General features: G+C 73.6%; 15 protein-coding genes. All 15 read left to right on the top strand.

All coding sequences use genetic code 11. From position 1 onward, the window contains the following. Nucleotides 1-76: 76 nt before the first annotated feature. The gene (locus tag ACLQ21_RS01560) at nucleotides 77-1,288 is read left to right on the top strand and encodes a MalY/PatB family protein (RefSeq protein WP_425660774.1); all 1,212 of its coding nucleotides are present in this window, start codon (nucleotides 77-79) and stop codon (nucleotides 1,286-1,288) included. Beyond that, nucleotides 1,285-2,595 (top strand): O-acetylhomoserine aminocarboxypropyltransferase/cysteine synthase family protein, encoded by a 1,311-nt coding sequence (locus ACLQ21_RS01555; RefSeq protein WP_425660772.1) that lies wholly within the window; start codon nucleotides 1,285-1,287, stop codon nucleotides 2,593-2,595. The genes ACLQ21_RS01560 and ACLQ21_RS01555 overlap by 4 nt, the downstream gene beginning before the upstream one ends. Continuing rightward, a complete protein-coding gene (locus ACLQ21_RS01550) occupies nucleotides 2,592-3,578 on the top strand; it encodes a methylenetetrahydrofolate reductase (RefSeq protein WP_425660770.1) in 987 nt (328 codons plus the stop codon). Before ACLQ21_RS01555 ends, ACLQ21_RS01550 begins: the two co-directional genes overlap by 4 nt. Continuing rightward, nucleotides 3,575-5,866, top strand: a complete 2,292-nt coding sequence (gene metE, locus ACLQ21_RS01545) for a 5-methyltetrahydropteroyltriglutamate--homocysteine S-methyltransferase (RefSeq protein WP_425660768.1) — start codon at nucleotides 3,575-3,577, stop codon at nucleotides 5,864-5,866. Before ACLQ21_RS01550 ends, metE begins: the two co-directional genes overlap by 4 nt. A 77-nt stretch (nucleotides 5,867-5,943) precedes the next feature. After that, nucleotides 5,944-6,156 (top strand): KTSC domain-containing protein, encoded by a 213-nt coding sequence (locus ACLQ21_RS01540; protein WP_425660766.1) that lies wholly within the window; start codon nucleotides 5,944-5,946, stop codon nucleotides 6,154-6,156. Beyond that, on the top strand, nucleotides 6,153-6,536 hold the full coding sequence (locus ACLQ21_RS01535) for a hypothetical protein (RefSeq protein WP_425660764.1): 384 nt from the start codon (nucleotides 6,153-6,155) through the stop codon (nucleotides 6,534-6,536). The genes ACLQ21_RS01540 and ACLQ21_RS01535 overlap by 4 nt, the downstream gene beginning before the upstream one ends. A 226-nt stretch (nucleotides 6,537-6,762) precedes the next feature. Next, nucleotides 6,763-8,433 carry a TIGR04028 family ABC transporter substrate-binding protein gene (locus ACLQ21_RS01530; protein WP_425660762.1) on the top strand — a complete coding sequence of 557 codons (1,671 nt, stop codon included), beginning with the start codon at nucleotides 6,763-6,765 and terminating at the stop codon, nucleotides 8,431-8,433. Continuing rightward, the gene (locus tag ACLQ21_RS01525; protein WP_425660760.1) at nucleotides 8,430-9,371 is read left to right on the top strand and encodes an ABC transporter permease; all 942 of its coding nucleotides are present in this window, start codon (nucleotides 8,430-8,432) and stop codon (nucleotides 9,369-9,371) included. Before ACLQ21_RS01530 ends, ACLQ21_RS01525 begins: the two co-directional genes overlap by 4 nt. Continuing rightward, nucleotides 9,368-10,216 (top strand): ABC transporter permease, encoded by an 849-nt coding sequence (locus tag ACLQ21_RS01520; protein WP_425660758.1) that lies wholly within the window; start codon nucleotides 9,368-9,370, stop codon nucleotides 10,214-10,216. Before ACLQ21_RS01525 ends, ACLQ21_RS01520 begins: the two co-directional genes overlap by 4 nt. Further along, a complete protein-coding gene (locus ACLQ21_RS01515; RefSeq protein WP_425660756.1) occupies nucleotides 10,213-11,931 on the top strand; it encodes a dipeptide ABC transporter ATP-binding protein in 1,719 nt (572 codons plus the stop codon). Before ACLQ21_RS01520 ends, ACLQ21_RS01515 begins: the two co-directional genes overlap by 4 nt. Then, entirely contained in the window at nucleotides 11,931-12,959 is a 1,029-nt protein-coding gene (locus ACLQ21_RS01510) for an LLM class flavin-dependent oxidoreductase (RefSeq protein ID WP_425660754.1), read from the top strand. Before ACLQ21_RS01515 ends, ACLQ21_RS01510 begins: the two co-directional genes overlap by 1 nt. Next, nucleotides 12,949-13,587 carry a CMD domain protein gene (locus ACLQ21_RS01505; RefSeq protein ID WP_425660752.1) on the top strand — a complete coding sequence of 213 codons (639 nt, stop codon included), beginning with the start codon at nucleotides 12,949-12,951 and terminating at the stop codon, nucleotides 13,585-13,587. Before ACLQ21_RS01510 ends, ACLQ21_RS01505 begins: the two co-directional genes overlap by 11 nt. Continuing rightward, nucleotides 13,584-14,180, top strand: coding sequence for an alkylhydroperoxidase domain protein (locus ACLQ21_RS01500; RefSeq protein ID WP_425660750.1), 597 nt, complete (start codon nucleotides 13,584-13,586; stop codon nucleotides 14,178-14,180). The genes ACLQ21_RS01505 and ACLQ21_RS01500 overlap by 4 nt, the downstream gene beginning before the upstream one ends. Further along, complete coding sequence (locus ACLQ21_RS01495) at nucleotides 14,180-14,839, top strand: VOC family protein (protein WP_425660748.1); 660 nt, start codon at nucleotides 14,180-14,182, stop codon at nucleotides 14,837-14,839. Before ACLQ21_RS01500 ends, ACLQ21_RS01495 begins: the two co-directional genes overlap by 1 nt. A 69-nt stretch (nucleotides 14,840-14,908) precedes the next feature. Beyond that, nucleotides 14,909-17,191, top strand: coding sequence for a choline BCCT transporter BetT (gene betT, locus ACLQ21_RS01490; protein WP_425660746.1), 2,283 nt, complete (start codon nucleotides 14,909-14,911; stop codon nucleotides 17,189-17,191). Nucleotides 17,192-17,229 lie beyond the last annotated feature (38 nt).

Here is a 17,229-nt window from a genome sequence, read left to right as displayed (position 1 = left end):
GCCGTGTTACCGGCTCGCTGGGCGGCGACCGGGATGCCTGCTTGTCTGAATCCGTCACGACGACGGAGGGATGGGCATGGACGGTCACGGTCACGTCAGCAGGCGCGACGAGCACCCGTGGGATGCCATCCAGCGGGTCGATCTCGAGCGTCCATCGAGCCGCAAGTGGAGCCTCCACCCCGGCACGATCGGCGCGTGGGTCGCCGAGATGGACTTCGGCACCGCGCCTGCCGTGCGCGAGGCGCTCCGCCGCGCCATCGCCGACGACGTCGTCGGGTACCTGTCGCCCGCCACCGCTGCGGAGCTCGGCGCGGCCACCGCGGCCTGGCAGGCGCGGGAGCACGGCTGGGACGTCGACCCCGAGCGCGTGCACGCGGTCTCCGACGTGATGGCGGCGCTCGGCGTCGCCGTCGAGGAGTACTCCCCCGCGGGTTCGCCCGTCATCGTGCCGACGCCCGCCTACATGCCGTTCCTCACCTACCTCGAGCGCCTCGGCCGACCGGTCGTGGAGGTGCCGGGCGTCGTCGTCGGCGGCCGCTGGCAGCACGACCTCGACGCGATCGATCGCGCGTTCCTCGACGGCGCACGCACGCTCGTGCTCTGCAACCCCCACAACCCGACCGGCACGGTGCTGCCGCGCGAGGAGCTCGAAGCGATCGCGCTCGTCGTGGAGCGCCATGGCGGCCGCGTGTTCGCCGACGAGATCCACGCGCCCATCCGCTTCGACGGCCGCGCGCACGTGCCGTACGCATCCGTCTCGGACGCGGCCGCCGGCCACACGGTCACCGGCACGAGCGCGTCGAAGGCCTGGAACGTGCCCGGCCTCAAGGCCGCGCAGCTCATCACCTCGAACGACGCGGACGAGGCGGTGTACCGCCGGTTCGGCTTCGCCGTGGTCCACGGCGCATCGACGCTCGGCGTCATCGCCGCGACCGCCGCCTACCGCGACGGTCGGGACTGGCTCGACGGCGCCGTCGCCTACCTGCAGCGGAACCGCGACCTGCTGACCGCGCTCATCGCGGAGCGGCTGCCGGACGTGCGGTGGCGAGCCCCGGAGGCGACCTATCTCGCGTGGCTCGACCTGGGTGCGCTGGCCCTCGGTGCACGGGGGCTCGGCGACCCCGCCGCCCTGCTGCGCGATCGGGCCGGTGTGACGCTCACCGACGGCGCGCTGTGCGGCACCGGCTTCGCCGACCATGTGCGGCTCGTGTTCGCTACGCCCGCTCCCGTGCTCGAGGACGCGGTCGATCGCATCGCGGCCGCGCTCGCCCCGGCGGTCGCACGATGACCGGGGCACTGGGCTTCGAGACCCGGCAGGTGCACGCCGGCGCGATCATCGACGGTGAGGCAGGTGCGCGGATCACGCCGATCTATCAGAGCGCCGGCTACGTCTTCGACAGCTTCGACGACGGCGTCGAGCGGTTCGCGGGCCGCAGCGCCCGGCGCGCCTACTCGCGCAACGACAACCCCACCAACGTCGTCGCGGCGCGGCGGATCGCCGACCTCGAGGGCGGCGTCGATGGAGTGCTCGTCGCGAGCGGCCAGGCCGCGATCGCGATGGCGCTCGGCGCGCTCGCCGAGGCCGGCGACCACATCCTCACGACCGACCGGCTCTACGAGGGCACGCGCGAGATGTTCCGCGGCGCGCTGCGCCGGCAGGGGCTCGCGTTCGAGGCGCTGCCGATCGACGCCGACGAGGAGACCTGGGTCGCCGCCGTGCGGCCCGAGACGCGCGCGATCTACGCCGAGTCGATCGCCAACCCGCTCGGCGAGGTCGCCGATCTGGCGCTGCTGGGCCGCGTCTCGGCGCGCACGGGCGTGCCGCTCGTGGTGGACAACACGGTCGCGACCCCGTACCTGTGCCGGCCCGTCGAGCACGGCGCTGCCGTCGTCATCCACTCGACGTCGAAGTGGCTGGGTGGGCACGGCTCCGTCATCGGCGGTGCGATCATCGACGGCGGGAGCTTCGACTGGGCTGCGGCCGCGGAGCGGTTCCCGCAGCTGCACGAGCCGCGGCCGCACGGCGCGCCCTCCTTCGCTGAGCGCTTCGGCGACGCCGCGCTCGGCGCGTACCTGCGCTCGGTCGTCGTGCTCGAGCACGGGCCGACGATGCCGCCCTCGAGCGCGTTCCTGCTGCTGCACGGCATCGAGACGCTGTCGCTTCGGATGCAGCGGCACGTCGCGAACGCGGTCGCCGTCGCCGAGGCGCTGCGCGCCCACCCCGCGGTCGCCCGCGTGCACTACCCCGGAGCGGACGACGGCCAGGCCGACCTCGTCGCGCGCCTCCTGCCCGACGGCGCCGGCTCGATCGTGTCGATCAAGCTCGCGGGCGGCCGGGATGCGGCCAGGGCGTTCCTCGACGGCCTGCGGCTCGTCACCCAGATGACGCACATCGGCGACGTCCGCACGCTCGCGATCCACACCGGCAGCACCATCCACGGCAAGCTCACCGACACGGAGCGCGAGCGGCTCGGCATCACCGAGGGACTCGTGCGCGTCTCGGTCGGCATCGAGCTCGCCGATGACATCATCGCCGACCTCCGGCAGGCGCTCGACGCCGTGCCGGCTCGCGAGCTCGAAGCGGTGGTCTCGTGAGCCGGCTGCGCTACTCGTTCGAGCTCTTCCCGCCGCGGGACGAGGCGGCCGCGCGGCGCGTCGACGTCGCGGTCGACGCCTTCGCCGCGCTCGAGCCGGAGTTCGTCTCGGTCACCTTCGGTGCCGCCGGCACCTCGACGGAGCATTCGCTCGACGTGCTGCAGCGGCTGCTCGACCGCGGCGCAAGCCCGATGGCGCACCTCACGTGCGCGGGCCTCGAGGTGAGCGAGACCGCGCGGCTGGTGCGGCAGTTCCTCGACGCCGGGATCACGAAGTTCCTCGCCCTCCGCGGCGACCCGCCGCTCGAGCCGGCGGCGCGGCCCAGGCGCACCCTCGGCTCGGCGTCCGAGCTCGTGCAGCTCATCGGCCGGGTGGAGGCAGAGCGCGTGCCCTACGCCGAGACGCCGCTGCCCGGCCTCCACGGCACCGCCCTCGGTGAGCGGCGGGGCGCCGCGCTCGCCGAGCGGCGCGCGGCGACCGAGATCGCGGTCGCGGCGTTCCCCAACGGCCACCCGGGTGCGGGCACGCGGCGCGCCGACATCGACGCACTCCTCGCCAAGCAGTCGGCCGGCGCCACGATGGCCATCACGCAGCTCTTCTTCGACCCGTACGACTACGCGCGCTTCGTCGAGCTCGCGCGGGCGCGCGGCGTGACGATCCCGATCGTGCCCGGCGTCGTCGTGCCGACGACGGCCCGTCGGCTCGAACGCTCGGCGGAGCTGGCCGGCGAGGCCGTGCCGCGCGTGCTCTTCGAGCGGCTCGCCGCCGCGACCCCCGACGACGCACGCAGGCTCGGCGTCGACGCGGCGATCGCGCTCATCGGGGCGCTCGCCGAGCACGACCCGGGCGCCGTGCACCTGTACACGTTCAACGACCACCGTCCGGCGATCGACGTGCTGGCGGGCGTGGGCGCGCTGCGCTCCGCACCGACCGCGGCATCCCAGGCATCCACCGCTGCACCCATCCCGACCGGAGCACCATGAACACCATCTCCCCCGCCTTCGCCGGCGGCACGATCCTCGGCTACCCGCGCATCGGGCGCCGCCGCGAGCTCAAGCGGGCGCTCGAGGCGCACTGGCGGGGCGCGATCGACGACGACGCCTTCCACGCCGCGGCGCGCGACAACCGCATCGCCGACCTGCGGCGACTGCTCGCGCTCGGCCTGCGGGCCGACGACGCCTCCATCCCGATCGAGGCCGCGCACTACGACCACGTGCTGGATGCGACGCTCACGTTCGGCGCGGTGCCCGCGCGCCTGCGCGGTCGGCTGCCGGACGGTCTCGCCGGGGAGTGGCTGCTCGCCCGCGGCGACGGCGACGACGTGCCGCTCGAGATGACGAAGTGGCTCGACTCGAACTACCACTTCCTCGTGCCGGAGCTCGACGGGGACTCGACGTTCGCGCTCGCCGACTCGCGCATCGTCGACCGCTTCGTCGAGGCGGGCGAGGCCGGCGTGCACGGCCGACCCGTCGTCGTGGGCCCCGCTACCTACCTCGCGCTCGCGAAGGGGACCGGCGTCCGTCCGCTCGACCTCGCCGCACGGCTGGTGCCCGCCTACGCCGAGCTCGCGGCTGCGCTCGCCGCAGCCGGCGCCACCTGGATCCAGCTCGACGAGCCGGCGCTCGTCGCCGACCACGACGACGCGAGCCTCGCGGAGCTGCAGGAGGTCGCTCGCGCCGGCGCTGATGCGGCGCGCGCCGCGGGACTGCGCGTGCTGCTGCATGTCGGCCACGGCGACGCGACCGGCCGCGTCGAGCCGCTCGCCGACGCCGTCGACGCGATCGCCGTCGACCTCGTGCGCGGCACGGCGCCCGACATCGGTGCGCAGCTCATCGCCGGGCTCGTGCACGGCCGGAACGTGTGGCGCACCGACCTCGATGCCGCGCTCGCGTCGCTGCGCGCGCTCGCCGCCCGCGGACCGGTGTCGGTCGGCACGAGCACGACGCTCCTGCACGTGCCGCACGACCTCAGCGCCGAAGAGGCGCTCGACCCGAGACTGCGGTCTTGGCTCGCGTTCGCCGACCAGAAGATCGAGGAGGTGGTCGCGCTGGCGGCCGCGCTCAGGACCGACGACGACGAGGCACCGCTCGACGAGGCCGTCGAAGCCGTCTTCGCCGCCGCGCGCGCCGCGGTCACGGATCGCCGCGCGGCGCCCGGCGTGCGGGACGGCGCCGTGCGCGCGCGCATCGCCTCGCTGCCCGACGAGGCACGCGACCGCACGGAGTACGCGGAGCGGGCCGCGCTCCAGCGCGCGGCGCTCGCGCTGCCGCCGCTGCCGACCACCACGATCGGCTCCTTCCCGCAGACCGGCGACATCCGCTCCGCTCGCGCCCGCAACGCCCGCGGCGAGCTCGACGATGCGGGCTACGCCGAGGTGCTGCGCGCGGAGGTGCGGCGGGTCGTCGAGCTGCAGGAGGAGCTCGGCCTCGACGTGCTCGTGCACGGCGAGCCGGAGCGCAACGACATGGTGCAGTACTTCGCCGAGCACTTCGACGGCTTCGCCGCCACCGAGCGCGGCTGGGTGCAGTCGTACGGCTCGCGTGCGACCCGCCCGTCGATCCTGTGGGGCGACGTGTCGCGGCCCGAGGCGTTCACCGTCGAGTGGATCGCGTACGCGCAGTCGCTCACCGAGAAGCCCGTCAAGGGGATGCTCACGGGACCCGTGACCATCCTGGCGTGGTCGTTCGTGCGCGACGATCAGCCGCTCGGGGAGACCGCCGACCAGGTGGCGCTCGCGCTGGCCGACGAGATCGCCGACCTCGAGGCGGCCGGCATCCGCATCGTGCAGGTCGACGAGCCGGCGCTGCGCGAGCTGCTGCCGCTGCGGCGCGAGGCTCGGCCCCGGTACCTCGACTGGTCGGTCGGCGCGTTCCGGCTCGCGACCGCCGGGGCGATGCCCTCGACGCAGATCCACACGCACCTCTGCTACTCGGAGTTCAACACGGTGGTCGATGCGATCGACGGGCTCGACGCCGACGTCACGAGCATCGAGGCCGCGCGCTCGAAGATGGAGGTCGTCGACGCGCTCGCCGAGCACGGCTTCTCGCGCGGCATCGGACCGGGCGTGTACGACATCCACTCCCCGCGGGTGCCCTCGACGGCGGAGCTCGACGAGCTGCTCGCGACAGCGACCGCGGCGATCCCCGCCGAGCTGCTGTGGGTGAACCCGGACTGCGGGCTGAAGACGCGCGGATACGCCGAGACGGTCGAGAGCCTCAGGAGGCTCGTCGAGGCAGCCGACCGCGCTCGCGCTGAAGCCGCCGTGCGCTGATCGGCGCGCGTGACGCACTGCGAGCGATGCAGCGCGACGCTCGTGTGGCGAGGCGTTCGCGGGACTACCGTGGGCGCATGCCGCGGATGCAGCCGGTGGAGTCGTCGAGCGTCGACGCGGTCGGCTTCGATGCGGTGCGCAACGAGCTGACCATCCGGTTCGTCAGCGGTGGCACCTACGTCTACGCCATGGTGCCGCGCGCGGTGTTCGAGGCCCTCCTCGGCGCCGACTCGATCGGGCGGTTCGTGAACGAGCACATCAAGCCGCGCTACCCGGTGCGGAGCTCATGATGCTCTCGCTCGAGCTCGCTCGCCGCATCCGCGATGCGGGCGTGCTGTGGGATCCGGCTCCCGGCGACCGCTTCACGATCGACCGCGAGAGCGTGGCCGGCGACGTCTTCTGGATCAGCCACCTCACGATCGACGTGCACGTGATCCAGGGCCAGCCGGTGCTCGGCTTCAACGGCACGACCGAGTGGGCGCTCGACTCCGTGAGCCTCGACAGCGCGCTCTGGCTGCCGCGCGAGGATCAGCTGCGCGAGCTGCTCGGCGACCGCCTGCTCGCGCTCGAGGCCGGCGACGGCTGGGTCGTGCGCACCGTCGACGGGCGCTTCCGCGACCGCGACGCCGAGGTCGCCTACGCGCTCGCCCTGCTCGCCGCGCTCGAGTGACGCGGCACCGCCCCGAGCGGCCCCGCCCCGGGTGGTCGCGACACGCCGCGAGTGGCGCCCGGGGTGGTCACGACACGCCGCCGTCGACTCGGCCCGCCCGGCGTGTCGTGACCACCCGCCGACCGCTGCGCGAGCTGTGTGACGCCGTGTTGCACGCCGGAGTGCGACCGCCGGCGTGATCGGCTTTGCTTGTGCCTGCACCAAGCACCGCTTATGGAGGTCCACCGTGATCCGCAGCACCCGAGAGCGCTCCACCCCGCGCATCCGCATCGCCCTCGCCGCAGGGCTCGCCTCCACGTTGGCGCTCACGGCATGCGCGACGAGCCAGGCGGCGGCACCCGGCGCCCCCGACGGCGGTCCCGTCACCGGCGGCACCCTCACCTACCTCGAGCACCAGGCGTACACGTCGCTGTACCCGCCGGCCGCCGGCTTCTACCCGAACGGCGCGCTCGTCAACAACCTCACCGCGCGACTGCTCCACCAGGACCCGGAGACGCTCGAGCTCGAGCCGTGGATCGCGACGGCGCTGCCGGAGGTGAACGCCGACGCGACCGAGTACACCTTCGACCTGCGCACCGACGTGACGTACGCCGACGGGACGCCGCTGACGCCCGAGAACGTGGTCGCGAACCTCGACCTCTTCGGCAGCGGCGACCAGGACCGCGCGCTCATCGTCTCGGAGGCGATCAACAACTACGAGCGCGGCGAGGTCGTCGACGACGACACCGTCCGCTTCCACTTCAGCGCCCCCGCCCCCGGCTTCGCGCAAGCGGTGTCGACCATCAACTCGGGGCTGCTCGCTGACGCGACGCTCGAGCGCGACTCCGAAGGCTTCGGCCCCGGGAACGCGGCCGACATCATCGGCGCGGGCCCCTTCACGGTCGAATCCGAGGAGGTGGGCACGAGCATCCGCCTCGCCGCCCGCGAGGACTACGACTGGGCGCCCCCGTCGGCGGAGAACCAGGGCCGTGCCTACGTCGACGCGGTCGACATCGTGATCGCACCAGAAGACAGTGTGCGGATCGGCTCGCTCGCAGCTGGTCAGGCGCACATCGCCCGGCAGGTGGAGCCGCAGCATGAGGAGCAGGTGACCGCCGCCGGCCTCGGCCTGCACGCCGCGCAGACGAACGGCGTGAACAACGGCTTCAGCTTCCGCTTCGACCACCCGCTGCTGCAGGACATCCGCGTGCGGCAAGCGCTCATCGCCGGCATCGACCGCGAGGAGGTCGTCTCGTCGATCTTCTCCGACGCCTACCCGCTGGCCACGTCGTCGCTCAGCAGCACCGCGCTCGGCTACAGCGAGCAGGCGGACGCGTATGTCCACGACCCCGCCCTCGCCGCGCGGCTGCTCGACGAGGCCGGCTGGACGGTCGGCGCCGACGGCATCCGTGTGCGCGAGGGCCAGCGGCTGCACCTCGTCGTGAACGAGGCGCTCCCCCAGCCTCGCTCGCGCGACGTCGTCACGCTCGTCGCCCAGCAGCTGCGCGAGATCGGCGTGGAGCTCGAGCTCTTCCAGGGCGACCAGGCCGCGCAGACGGCGGCGTCGAGCGACATCGACCAGGTGCAGATCTACCACTCGATGGTCGGCCGCGCCGACTTCGACGTCGTCAAGAGCCAGTTCTCGATCGACAACCGCAACACCCTGCGCAACGTCGACGCGAGCGGGCAGCCGATCGACGCCGAGCTCGAGGCGCTCCTGCAGCGGGTCGCGTCCGAGCCCGACACCGAGGCGCGCGCCACCGCATCCGCCGCCGTCCAGGCCCACCTCACCGCGCAGGCGTACGTGCTGCCGTTCTTCGAGGAGCCGCAGGTGTACGGCGTGCAGCCGCACGTGCAGGGCTTCGAGACCGAGTCGGTCGGCCGGCCCTCGCTCGCCGGCGTCTGGCTCGAGCGATGACGGCCCGCTTCGCGCTCCGCCGCACGGGCCAGGCTGCGCTCGTCGTCATCGCGACCTTCGTGCTGGCCTTCCTGCTGCTGCAGGCGCTGCCGGGCGACGCGATCGTCGCCCGGTACGCGAGCCCCGAGCTCGGCCTCACCGCGGCGCAGCTGCAGGAGCTGCGCGTCGTCTACGGCGCCGACCAGCCGATCTGGGTGCAGCTGTGGCACTCGGCCGCCGGCTTCCTGACCGGTGACCTCGGCACCTCGCTGCAGAGCGGCGCGAGCGTCGAGACGCTGCTCGCGGCCGCGCTGCCGTCGACGCTGCTGCTCGCGTCGCTGGGCTTCGTCGCCGCGGTGCTGCTCGCCGTCGCCGTCGCCGTGGCGGCGACGGCCGCGCGCGCCGGATGGCTGCGTCGGGCGTTCCGCTCGCTGCCGCCACTGCTCGTCTCGATCCCGGTGTTCTGGCTCGGCATCGTGCTGCTGCAGGTGGTGTCGTTCCGCCTCGGACTCGTGCCGGTCATCAACGCGAACCCGGTGCAGGCGCTCGTCCTGCCGGTGCTGACGATCGCGGTGCCGATCGCCGCGCCGCTCGCCCAGGTGCTGATCCGCAGCATCGACGACACCGTCGCCGAACCGTTCATCGCTGTGGCGCGAGCGCGTGGCGCGGGCGAGGCCTGGGTGTTGTCGCGCGAGGTGGCGCGCAATGCGCTGCTGCCGACGCTCACGATCGCGGGCGTGCTCTTCGGTGAGCTGATCGCCGGCGCCGTCGTCACCGAGACCGTCTTCGCCCGCACCGGCCTCGGCCGCCTCACCCAGGAGGCGGTCGCATCGCGCGACATCCCCGTGCTGCAGGCGATCGTGGTGATCTCGGCGATCGGCTTCGTCGCCATCAACCTGGCCGTCGACCTCGTGTCGCCGAGCATCGACCCGCGGCTGCGTCGGGCGGTGCACGCGTGAGCGCCATCACGGCCGTGCTCGGCGAGCGCGCAGCGCCCCGCACCACCCGGCCCCGACCGACCGCGACGCTCGTGCTCGCGATCACCGTGCTCGTCATCGCCCTCGCGTGGGCGGTGCTGCCGTGGCTGTTCACCGCGCAGGACCCGATCGCCGGCGTCGCCGCCGACGCGCTGCAGGCGCCGAGCTCCGAGCATCCGTTCGGCACCGACGCGACCGGCCGCGACCTGCTCGCGCGCGTCATCTTCGGCGCCGGCAACTCGCTCTCGGGCGCCGCCATCGCCGTGCTCGTCGGCCTCGTCGTCGGCACCGCGATCGGCGTGCTCGCCGGTTCGCTCGGCGGCCTGCTGGAGGAGGCGCTCATGCGCGTCGTCGACGTGCTGCTCGCGATCCCCGGGCTGCTGCTCGCACTCAGCGTCATCGTGCTGCTCGGCTTCGGTGTCGCGAACGCGGCCATTGCCGTCGGCGTCACCTCCATCGCCGTCTTCGCGCGGCTCGCCCGCTCGCAGGTCGTGCGCGTGCGGCGCAGCGACTACGTCGAGGCCGCGTTCGGCTCAGGCGGCACGTTCCTCGGCGTGCTCGGCCGCCACGTGCTGCCGAACTCGCTCGGCGCGGTGCTCGCGCTCGCGGCCCTGCAGTTCGGCAGTGCCATCCTGCAGATCTCGACGCTCGGCTTCCTCGGCTACGGCGCGCCGCCGCCCATCCCGGAGTGGGGCCTGCTCATCGCCGAGAGCCGCGACTACGTCGCCACCGCCTGGTGGCTCACCACACTGCCCGGCGCCATCGTCGCGGCCGTCGTCCTGTCGGCGAACCGCGTCGCCGCAGCCATCAGGGAGAGAAGCGCATGACCGATCCACTGCTCCGCATCGATGACCTCGCCGTCTCGTACCGCACGGGGCACACTCACCGTGGCCACGGCCGCCGGACCGCGGTCGACGGCGTCAGTCTCGAGCTCGGCCGCGGCGAGGTGCTCGCGCTCGTCGGCGAATCCGGGTCGGGCAAGACCACGATCGGCCAATCGGTCATCGGCCTGCTCGCTGCCGGCGGCCGCGTCGACCGCGGCGCGATCGAGCTGCGGCTCGCCGGCGGCCCCGTCGACCTCACCCGGCTGCCCGCGCGCGCCGTCCAGGAGCTGCGCGGCCGGCGGATCGCGCTCGTGCCGCAGGACCCGGGCACCTCCCTCAACCCCGTGCAGACGATCGGCGCCTCGGTCGCCGCTCCGCTGCGCATCCACCGCTGGGGCACCCCCGACCGCATCCGCCGCCGCGTCGTCGAGCTGCTCGACCGCGTCGGACTCGACGACCCGGAGCTCCGCGCGCGGCAGTACCCGCACGAGCTCTCCGGCGGCATGCGCCAGCGAGCGCTCATCGGCGCGGCGATCGCGCTCGAGCCCGACCTGATCATCGCCGACGAGCCGACGAGCGCGCTCGACGTCACGGTGCAGCGGCGCATCCTCGACCTGCTCGACGACCTGCGTGCCGAGCTCGGCTCGAGCCTGCTGCTCATCACCCACGACCTCGCCGTCGCCGCCGAGCGCGCCGACACGATCGCGGTGCTGCGCGGCGGCGCGCTCGAGGAGGCCGGTCCCGCGCGGTCGGTGCTGCACGAGCCCGCGACCGCCTACACGGCCGCGCTGCTCGCCGACGCGCCGGCGCTCGCCGACGAGCCGCCGCGGCCACCGCGACCGGCCGGCGAGCCGTTCCTGGTCGTCGACCGCCTGCTGCACGAGTACGGGCGCGGCAAGGATGCGTTCCGCGCCGTCGACGACGTCACCTTCGCGGTCGAGCGGGGCACGACGCACGCGCTCGTCGGCGAGTCCGGCTCCGGAAAGACGACCATCGGGCGCGCGGTCGCGGGCTTCCACGCCCCGACGGCCGGAGCCATCCGGATCGGCGCCCACGACGTGCCGGCCGAGCGCCGCGACCGGGCCCTGCGCCGCGTCGTGCAGCTCGTGTCGCAGAACCCGTACGCGTCGCTCGACCCCCGCCGCACCGTCGGGCAGACGGTCGGCGAACCGCTGCGCAACTGGCGCGCCGCCGACGGCGGCGTGCGCGACCGCCGGGAGCTCGCGCGGCGCGTCGCGAGCGCGATCGACCGCGTCGCCCTGCCGGCGGACGTCGTCGACCGGCTGCCCGCCGAGCTCTCCGGCGGGCAGCGCCAGCGCGTCGCGATCGCCCGGGCGCTCATCATCGAGCCCAACCTCGTCGTGCTCGACGAGGCGGTGTCGGCGCTCGACGTCACCGTGCAGGCGCAGATCCTGCAGCTCCTCGAGCAGCTGCAGCGCGAGCTCGGCCTCACCTACCTCTTCATCACCCACGACCTCGCGGTCGTCCGCCGCATCGCCGACACCGTCACGGTGCTGCGGCGAGGCACGGCGGTCGAGACGGGCACGGCGCACCAGCTGCTCACCGACCCGCAGCACGACTACACGAGGGCGCTGCTCGACGCGGTGCCCGCACCCGACGGGCTGCTCGACCGCTCGGCGCGGCAGCCCACGACCGCACTGCCGACGACCGCGCTGCCGGCTACTGCACTGCCGATCACTGCACTGGAGGTGGCGTGATGGCGCCCTCGATCGGATTCTTCACCCGCGTGCTCGACGACGCCGACGCGGCCGAGCGCTACCGCATCGCGCTCGACCAGGTCGCGCTCGCCGAGCAGCTCGGCTACCGCTCCGCCTGGGTCGCGCAGCACCACCTCGACGGCGCCGAGGGCGGACTCCCGTCCCCGTTCGTGCTGCTCGCGGCCGCCGCGGCACGGACTTCGCGCATCCGACTCGGCACCGCGATCCTCACGCTCGCGCACGAGCAGGCCGCGCGCGCCGCTGAGGACGCCGCGGTGCTCGACGTGCTCTCGGGCGGCCGCGTCGAGCTGGGCCTCGGCACCGGCGGCAGCCCGCGCACGCTCAGCGCCTTCGGCGAGGACGTCGCGCACCGGCGCGCCATCTACGACGCGAAGCTCGTGCGGCTGCGCTCGCTGCTCGACGGATCGGCCGACGTCGAGCTGTACCCGCGCGCCGAAGGGCTCGCGCACCGCCTCTGGCAGGCGACGTTCTCGGCCGAGGGCGCCCGCGCGATCGGCGCGCAGGGCGACGGGCTCATGCTCTCGCGGGTGCAGCCGCCGCCCGCCGACCTGGCGGAGGGCGCGACCCCGCCCCGGGTGTGGGAGGTGCAGCGGCCGCTCGTCGAGGCGTACCGGGAGGCGCTGCCCACCGGCGTCGCCCCGCGCATCCTTGCGTCGCGCAGCGTCGTCGTCGTCGACGCCGCCGACCGCCGCGCCGTCCGCGCGCACGCCGAGCACGGCATCGGCCGACAGCTCTCGCAGCTGCACGGCGTCACGCCTGGCTCGCTCTCGATCGACGAGCTGCTCGAGCGCAGCGAGACGCACCTCGGCACCCCCGCGGAGGTGATCGAGTCGCTCGCGGCCGATGTCGTCGCCGCCGGGGCGACGGAGGTGTCGATCCAGGTCCACTCGGTCGACCCGCAGCCGCGCATCGCGGCGCGCTCGCTCGAGCTGTTCGCGCGCGAGGTCGCGCCCGCGCTCGGCTGGAAGGTCGGGCACCACCACGAGGAGGAGCGCCATGTCGCTTGACGTCATCGACCATCTCGCCGAGATCCCCGCGGGATCCCGGCTCGACCGGATCCGCCGCGGCCGACCCGACGCGCGCGAGCACGCGCAGCAGAGCTTCATCGCGCTGCTCGAGCCGGCCGAGCCGGGGCAGCTGACCCTCGCCGACCGGTATGCGATCGCCGCGTTCGTGGCGCTCCTGCACGACGACTCCCCCACGCCCTCTCGCGCCGCCTCGTTCTACCTCGAGCTGCTCGCCGACGAGGCGGACGTCGAGCTCGTGCGTGCCGTGCGGCGCGCGGCCGACGCGGGGCGCGCGACCGGCCCCTACGGCGACTACCGCGAGCCGGACCTCGCGGACGAGGCGCTACCCGGCCCGGTCGCCACCGTCGACCGCGATGCGATCCCCGCGCCGCTCGCGGCCGCTCTCGAGCACGCGCACCTGCTCGTGCTGCATCCGCGCGACGCCCGGCCGGCTGCGCTCCGGGCGCTCGTCGACGCGGGCTGGGGAGCCGACGCGATCGTCTCGCTCAGCCAGCTGGTCGCCTTCCTCGCGTTCCAGCTGCGTCTCGTGCACGGGCTGCGGACGCTCGCCGAGACCCCGCACGCCGACACCGAGACCGCGACCCAGCTGCAGGAGGCCCGCGCATGACCGCCATCGACGACCGGCCCGACCTGCGCCGCCCCGAGCGCTTCACGCAGCGAGGGCTCGGCTGGGCGCCGTGGGCGCCGCCGGTGCCGGAGGACGAGCTCACCGACGTGCAGCGCGACGCGCTCGTCGAGGCGTCGCGCTCGTCGAGCCCGTACTTCCGGCTCCTCGCGCGGGATCCGGAGGCGCTGCGCGCGCGCACGCTCACCGATCTCGACATCTTCGGCAACGAGGCGGGCGGCCTGCCTCGGTGGGAGCGCGAGCTGTCGGCGACCGCCGCGTCGCGCGTCAACGGATGCGTGTTCTGCGCCTCGGTGCACGCCCGCGCCGCCTCGCGGCTCTCGGGCCGCACCGACGACGTGCAGCGGCTGCTCGACGAGGGTGTCGGCGCCCGCGTCGACGACCGCTTCGACGCGATCGTCGACGCCGCGGCCGCGCTGACGGCCACGCCCGCCGCGTTCGGTCCGGAGCACGTGCAGCGCTTGCGCGCCGCCGGCATCGACGACGCCGGCATCGCCGACCAGATCGCGGGCGCCGCGTTCTTCCAGTGGGCGAACCGGCTCATGCTGTCGCTCGGCGGGCCGGAGGTGGTGTGATGGGCGCGCCCGGCATCCTCGACCACGTCGTGCTCGCCGGTCCCGACCTGGCCGCGACGATCGACGAGGTGGCGCGGCGCACCGGCGTGCGCGCACCGCTCGGCGGGCGGCACCCGAGCGGCACAGCGAACGCGCTCATCGCCTTCAGCTGCGGCGGTCGACGGGTGCGGCAGTACCTCGAGCTCATCGGCCCCGACGCCGACGGCGGCTGGGCCGCCGCTGACGTCGCGCGCTTCGGGATCGACGCGCTGCCAGGGCCAGCGGTGGTGAGCTTCGCGATCGCGCCGGACGACCTCGACGCGACCGTCGAGCGGGCTCGAGCGGCGGGCGCTGGCATCGGCGACGTCGTGCCGCTGTCCCGGCGCACGCCCGACGGCCGCGAGCTCTCTTGGCGGCTCGGCCTCCCCGAGGACGAGCGGCAACCGCCCTTCCTCATCGATTGGGGGTCCACCGCGCATCCCGCGCTCGACGACATCCCGGTGCTCGAGCTCGTCGCGCTCCGACGCCGCACGCCCGATGTGGCCGCCGAGACCGCTCGGCTCCAGGGGCTCGGCGTGCAGGTCGGCCCCGGCGCGGATGCGCTCGAGGTCGTCGCGTCGGACACCGAGGGGCTCGAGATCGAGGTCGAGGCGGGCGGCCGCCGCATCGTGCTGCGCTGACGGACCGCGCGCGCTCGGAGTCCGGCTAATGCGAACAGCGTCCCGAAACGTGGGATGCTGGAGGACGTGATGACGTCGAACGAGGGTGAAGAGCAGGAGCGCAGCGGCGCACAGCAGGCAGCGGACGAGAGCGCGGGACGCGCGGCACCGCCGAAGATCGAGCGCACCCGCTTCGGCGGCACCGAGCGCCGTCCCGATCGGCAGCGCGACGAGCCGCCGGTCTCGCGCAGCGACCTGAGCAAGGGTCCCGCCGAGGTCATCGAGCATCCGCAGGCGCGCGTGCACTGGCCCGTGCTGCTCATCTCCGCGGCGATCATCATCGCGTTCTCGGCGTGGGCGATCCTCATGCCGGAGACGGCGAAGAGCACCATGCTCGCGACGGTGACGTGGATCGCGACGAACCTCGGCTGGTACTACGTCGTCACGGTGACGCTCGTGGTGGCGTTCGTGCTCTGGGTCGCGCTCGGCAAGGAGGGCAAGGTCCGGCTCGGGCCCGACCACTCGCGTCCCCAGTACGGCCTGTTCACCTGGGTGTCGATGCTCTTCGCCGCCGGGGTGGGCATCGACATGCTCTTCTACTCGGTCACCGGACCGGTCGCGCAGTACCTCGACCCGCCCGCGATGGAGGGCGGTACGAGCGCCGCCGCCGCAGACGCGGTCGTGTGGACGATGTTCCACTACGGCATCGCCGGCTGGTCGATGTACGCGCTGCTCGGCATGGCGATGGGCTACTTCGCCTACCGCTGGGGCATGCCGCTGTCGATCCGGGCGGCGCTCTACCCGCTGCTCGGCAAGCGCGTGCGCGGCCCGCTCGGCGACAGCATCAGCACGATCGCGCTCGTGGGGACCGTCTTCGGCGTCGCGACCTCGATGGGCATCGGCGTCGTGCTGCTGAACGTCGGCATCTCGCTGCTGTTCGGCTTCGAGCAGGGCCTCGGCCTGCAGATCGCGCTCGTGATCGTCGCCGTCGTGCTCACGATCGCTGCCACGACGTCGGGCGTCGACAAGGGCATCCGCTGGATCTCGGAGCTCAACCTCTGGAGCGCGGCGGCGCTCATGATCTACATCCTCGTCACCGGCCAGACCGCGTTCCTGCTCAACGCCTTCGTCGAGAACATCGGCCGGTTCCTGCTGACGCTCCCCGAGCGCACGCTGCAGACCTTCGCGTACGAGCCGGACGGTGCCGAGTGGATGGGCGGCTGGACGCTGTTCTTCTGGGCGTTCTGGCTCGCGTGGGGGCCGTTCGTCGGCGTCTTCCTCGCCCGCATCTCGCGCGGACGCACGTTGCGCGAGTTCGTCATCGCGGCCATCACGGCGCCGGTGCTCTGCGACTTCATCATCGTGTCGCTGTTCGGCAACTCGGCCCTGTGGGAGGTGCTGCAGGGCAACGAGGCCTTCGCCCAGCTGGCCGTCGACAGCCCCGAGCAGGGCTGGTACGCACTGCTCGGCATGTTCCCGGGCGCGATGTTCCTCATCGGCCTCGGCACGCTCTCGGGCCTGCTGTTCTACCTGACGAGCGCGAACTCCGGCGCGATGGTCATGTCGAACTTCTCGACCTCCATCGCCGACCCGCAGCAGGACGGCCCGAAGTGGCTGCGCATCTTCTGGGCGCTCGTCACGGCCGTGCTCACGATCGCCATGCTCATCGCCGGCGGCGTCACGACCATGGAGTACGCGACGCTCATCTTCGCGCTGCCCGTGACGATCATCGCCTACCTCGTGATGCTGTCGTTCTCGAAGGCGCTGCGCATGGAGCGCGCGGAGCGCGAGGGGCTCGTGCTGCGGCGCCGCACCATGGCGCCGGCCGGAGGCAGGGCGCCGGAGCGATCGTGGGCGCAGCGGCTCGAGCGCATGCGCGCATTCCCGTCCAAGCGGCAGGTCGAGCAGTTCCTCGACCGGGTCGTGCGGCCCGCGATCGACGACGTCGCCGCGGAGTTCCGTGCGCAGGGCTACGAGGTCGAGAAGAGCTCGATGGCCAATCCCGACACGGGCGTGGACGAGCCGCTGCTGCGGGTCTCGATGGACGAGCAGCGCGACTTCCACTACCAGGTCGCGATGGTGGAGGCACCGGTGCCGATGTTCGGCGGCCGCATGTCTCGCGAGATCGACGTCTACTACCGGCTCGAGGTCTTCACGCAGACGGGCTCAGGCGGCTACGACCTCATGGGACTCACGAAGCAGCAGATCATCGACGACGTGCTCGACCGGTACGAGGCGCACCTCGGCTTCCTCGCCTACTCCTCCGAGACCGACGTCGCCTCGGTGCTCACGCCCCGCATGCAGCAGCCGACCGGCACGCTGCCGGCGCTCGAGCAGGGACCCGATCCCGACGACGAGTCCAAGCTGGGGTAGCCCCTTCCGCTCCGTCCGGTTCCGCGGTTGGCTTGTCC

Source organism: Agrococcus sp. DT81.2 (assembly GCF_049844935.1).
In the GTDB taxonomy this organism is placed as follows: domain Bacteria; phylum Actinomycetota; class Actinomycetes; order Actinomycetales; family Microbacteriaceae; genus Agrococcus.
The sequence above is the reverse complement of the archived record's forward strand: the minus strand, read 5'-3'. Positions and strand labels throughout refer to the sequence as shown.

Bases quoted from the DNA above. Each gene is read 5' to 3' on its own strand.
- ACLQ21_RS01560 (WP_425660774.1), top strand. From the start codon at position 77: ATGGACGGTCACGGTCACGTCAGCAGGCGCGACGAGCACCCGTGGGAT.
- ACLQ21_RS01555 (WP_425660772.1), top strand. From the start codon at position 1,285: ATGACCGGGGCACTGGGCTTCGAGACCCGGCAGGTGCACGCCGGCGCG.
- metE (WP_425660768.1), top strand. From the start codon at position 3,575: ATGAACACCATCTCCCCCGCCTTCGCCGGCGGCACGATCCTCGGCTAC.
- ACLQ21_RS01540 (WP_425660766.1), top strand. From the start codon at position 5,944: ATGCCGCGGATGCAGCCGGTGGAGTCGTCGAGCGTCGACGCGGTCGGC.
- ACLQ21_RS01535 (WP_425660764.1), top strand. From the start codon at position 6,153: ATGATGCTCTCGCTCGAGCTCGCTCGCCGCATCCGCGATGCGGGCGTG.
- ACLQ21_RS01525 (WP_425660760.1), top strand. From the start codon at position 8,430: ATGACGGCCCGCTTCGCGCTCCGCCGCACGGGCCAGGCTGCGCTCGTC.
- ACLQ21_RS01515 (WP_425660756.1), top strand. From the start codon at position 10,213: ATGACCGATCCACTGCTCCGCATCGATGACCTCGCCGTCTCGTACCGC.
- ACLQ21_RS01510 (WP_425660754.1), top strand. From the start codon at position 11,931: ATGGCGCCCTCGATCGGATTCTTCACCCGCGTGCTCGACGACGCCGAC.
- ACLQ21_RS01505 (WP_425660752.1), top strand. From the start codon at position 12,949: ATGTCGCTTGACGTCATCGACCATCTCGCCGAGATCCCCGCGGGATCC.
- ACLQ21_RS01500 (WP_425660750.1), top strand. From the start codon at position 13,584: ATGACCGCCATCGACGACCGGCCCGACCTGCGCCGCCCCGAGCGCTTC.
- ACLQ21_RS01495 (WP_425660748.1), top strand. From the start codon at position 14,180: ATGGGCGCGCCCGGCATCCTCGACCACGTCGTGCTCGCCGGTCCCGAC.
- betT (WP_425660746.1), top strand. From the start codon at position 14,909: ATGACGTCGAACGAGGGTGAAGAGCAGGAGCGCAGCGGCGCACAGCAG.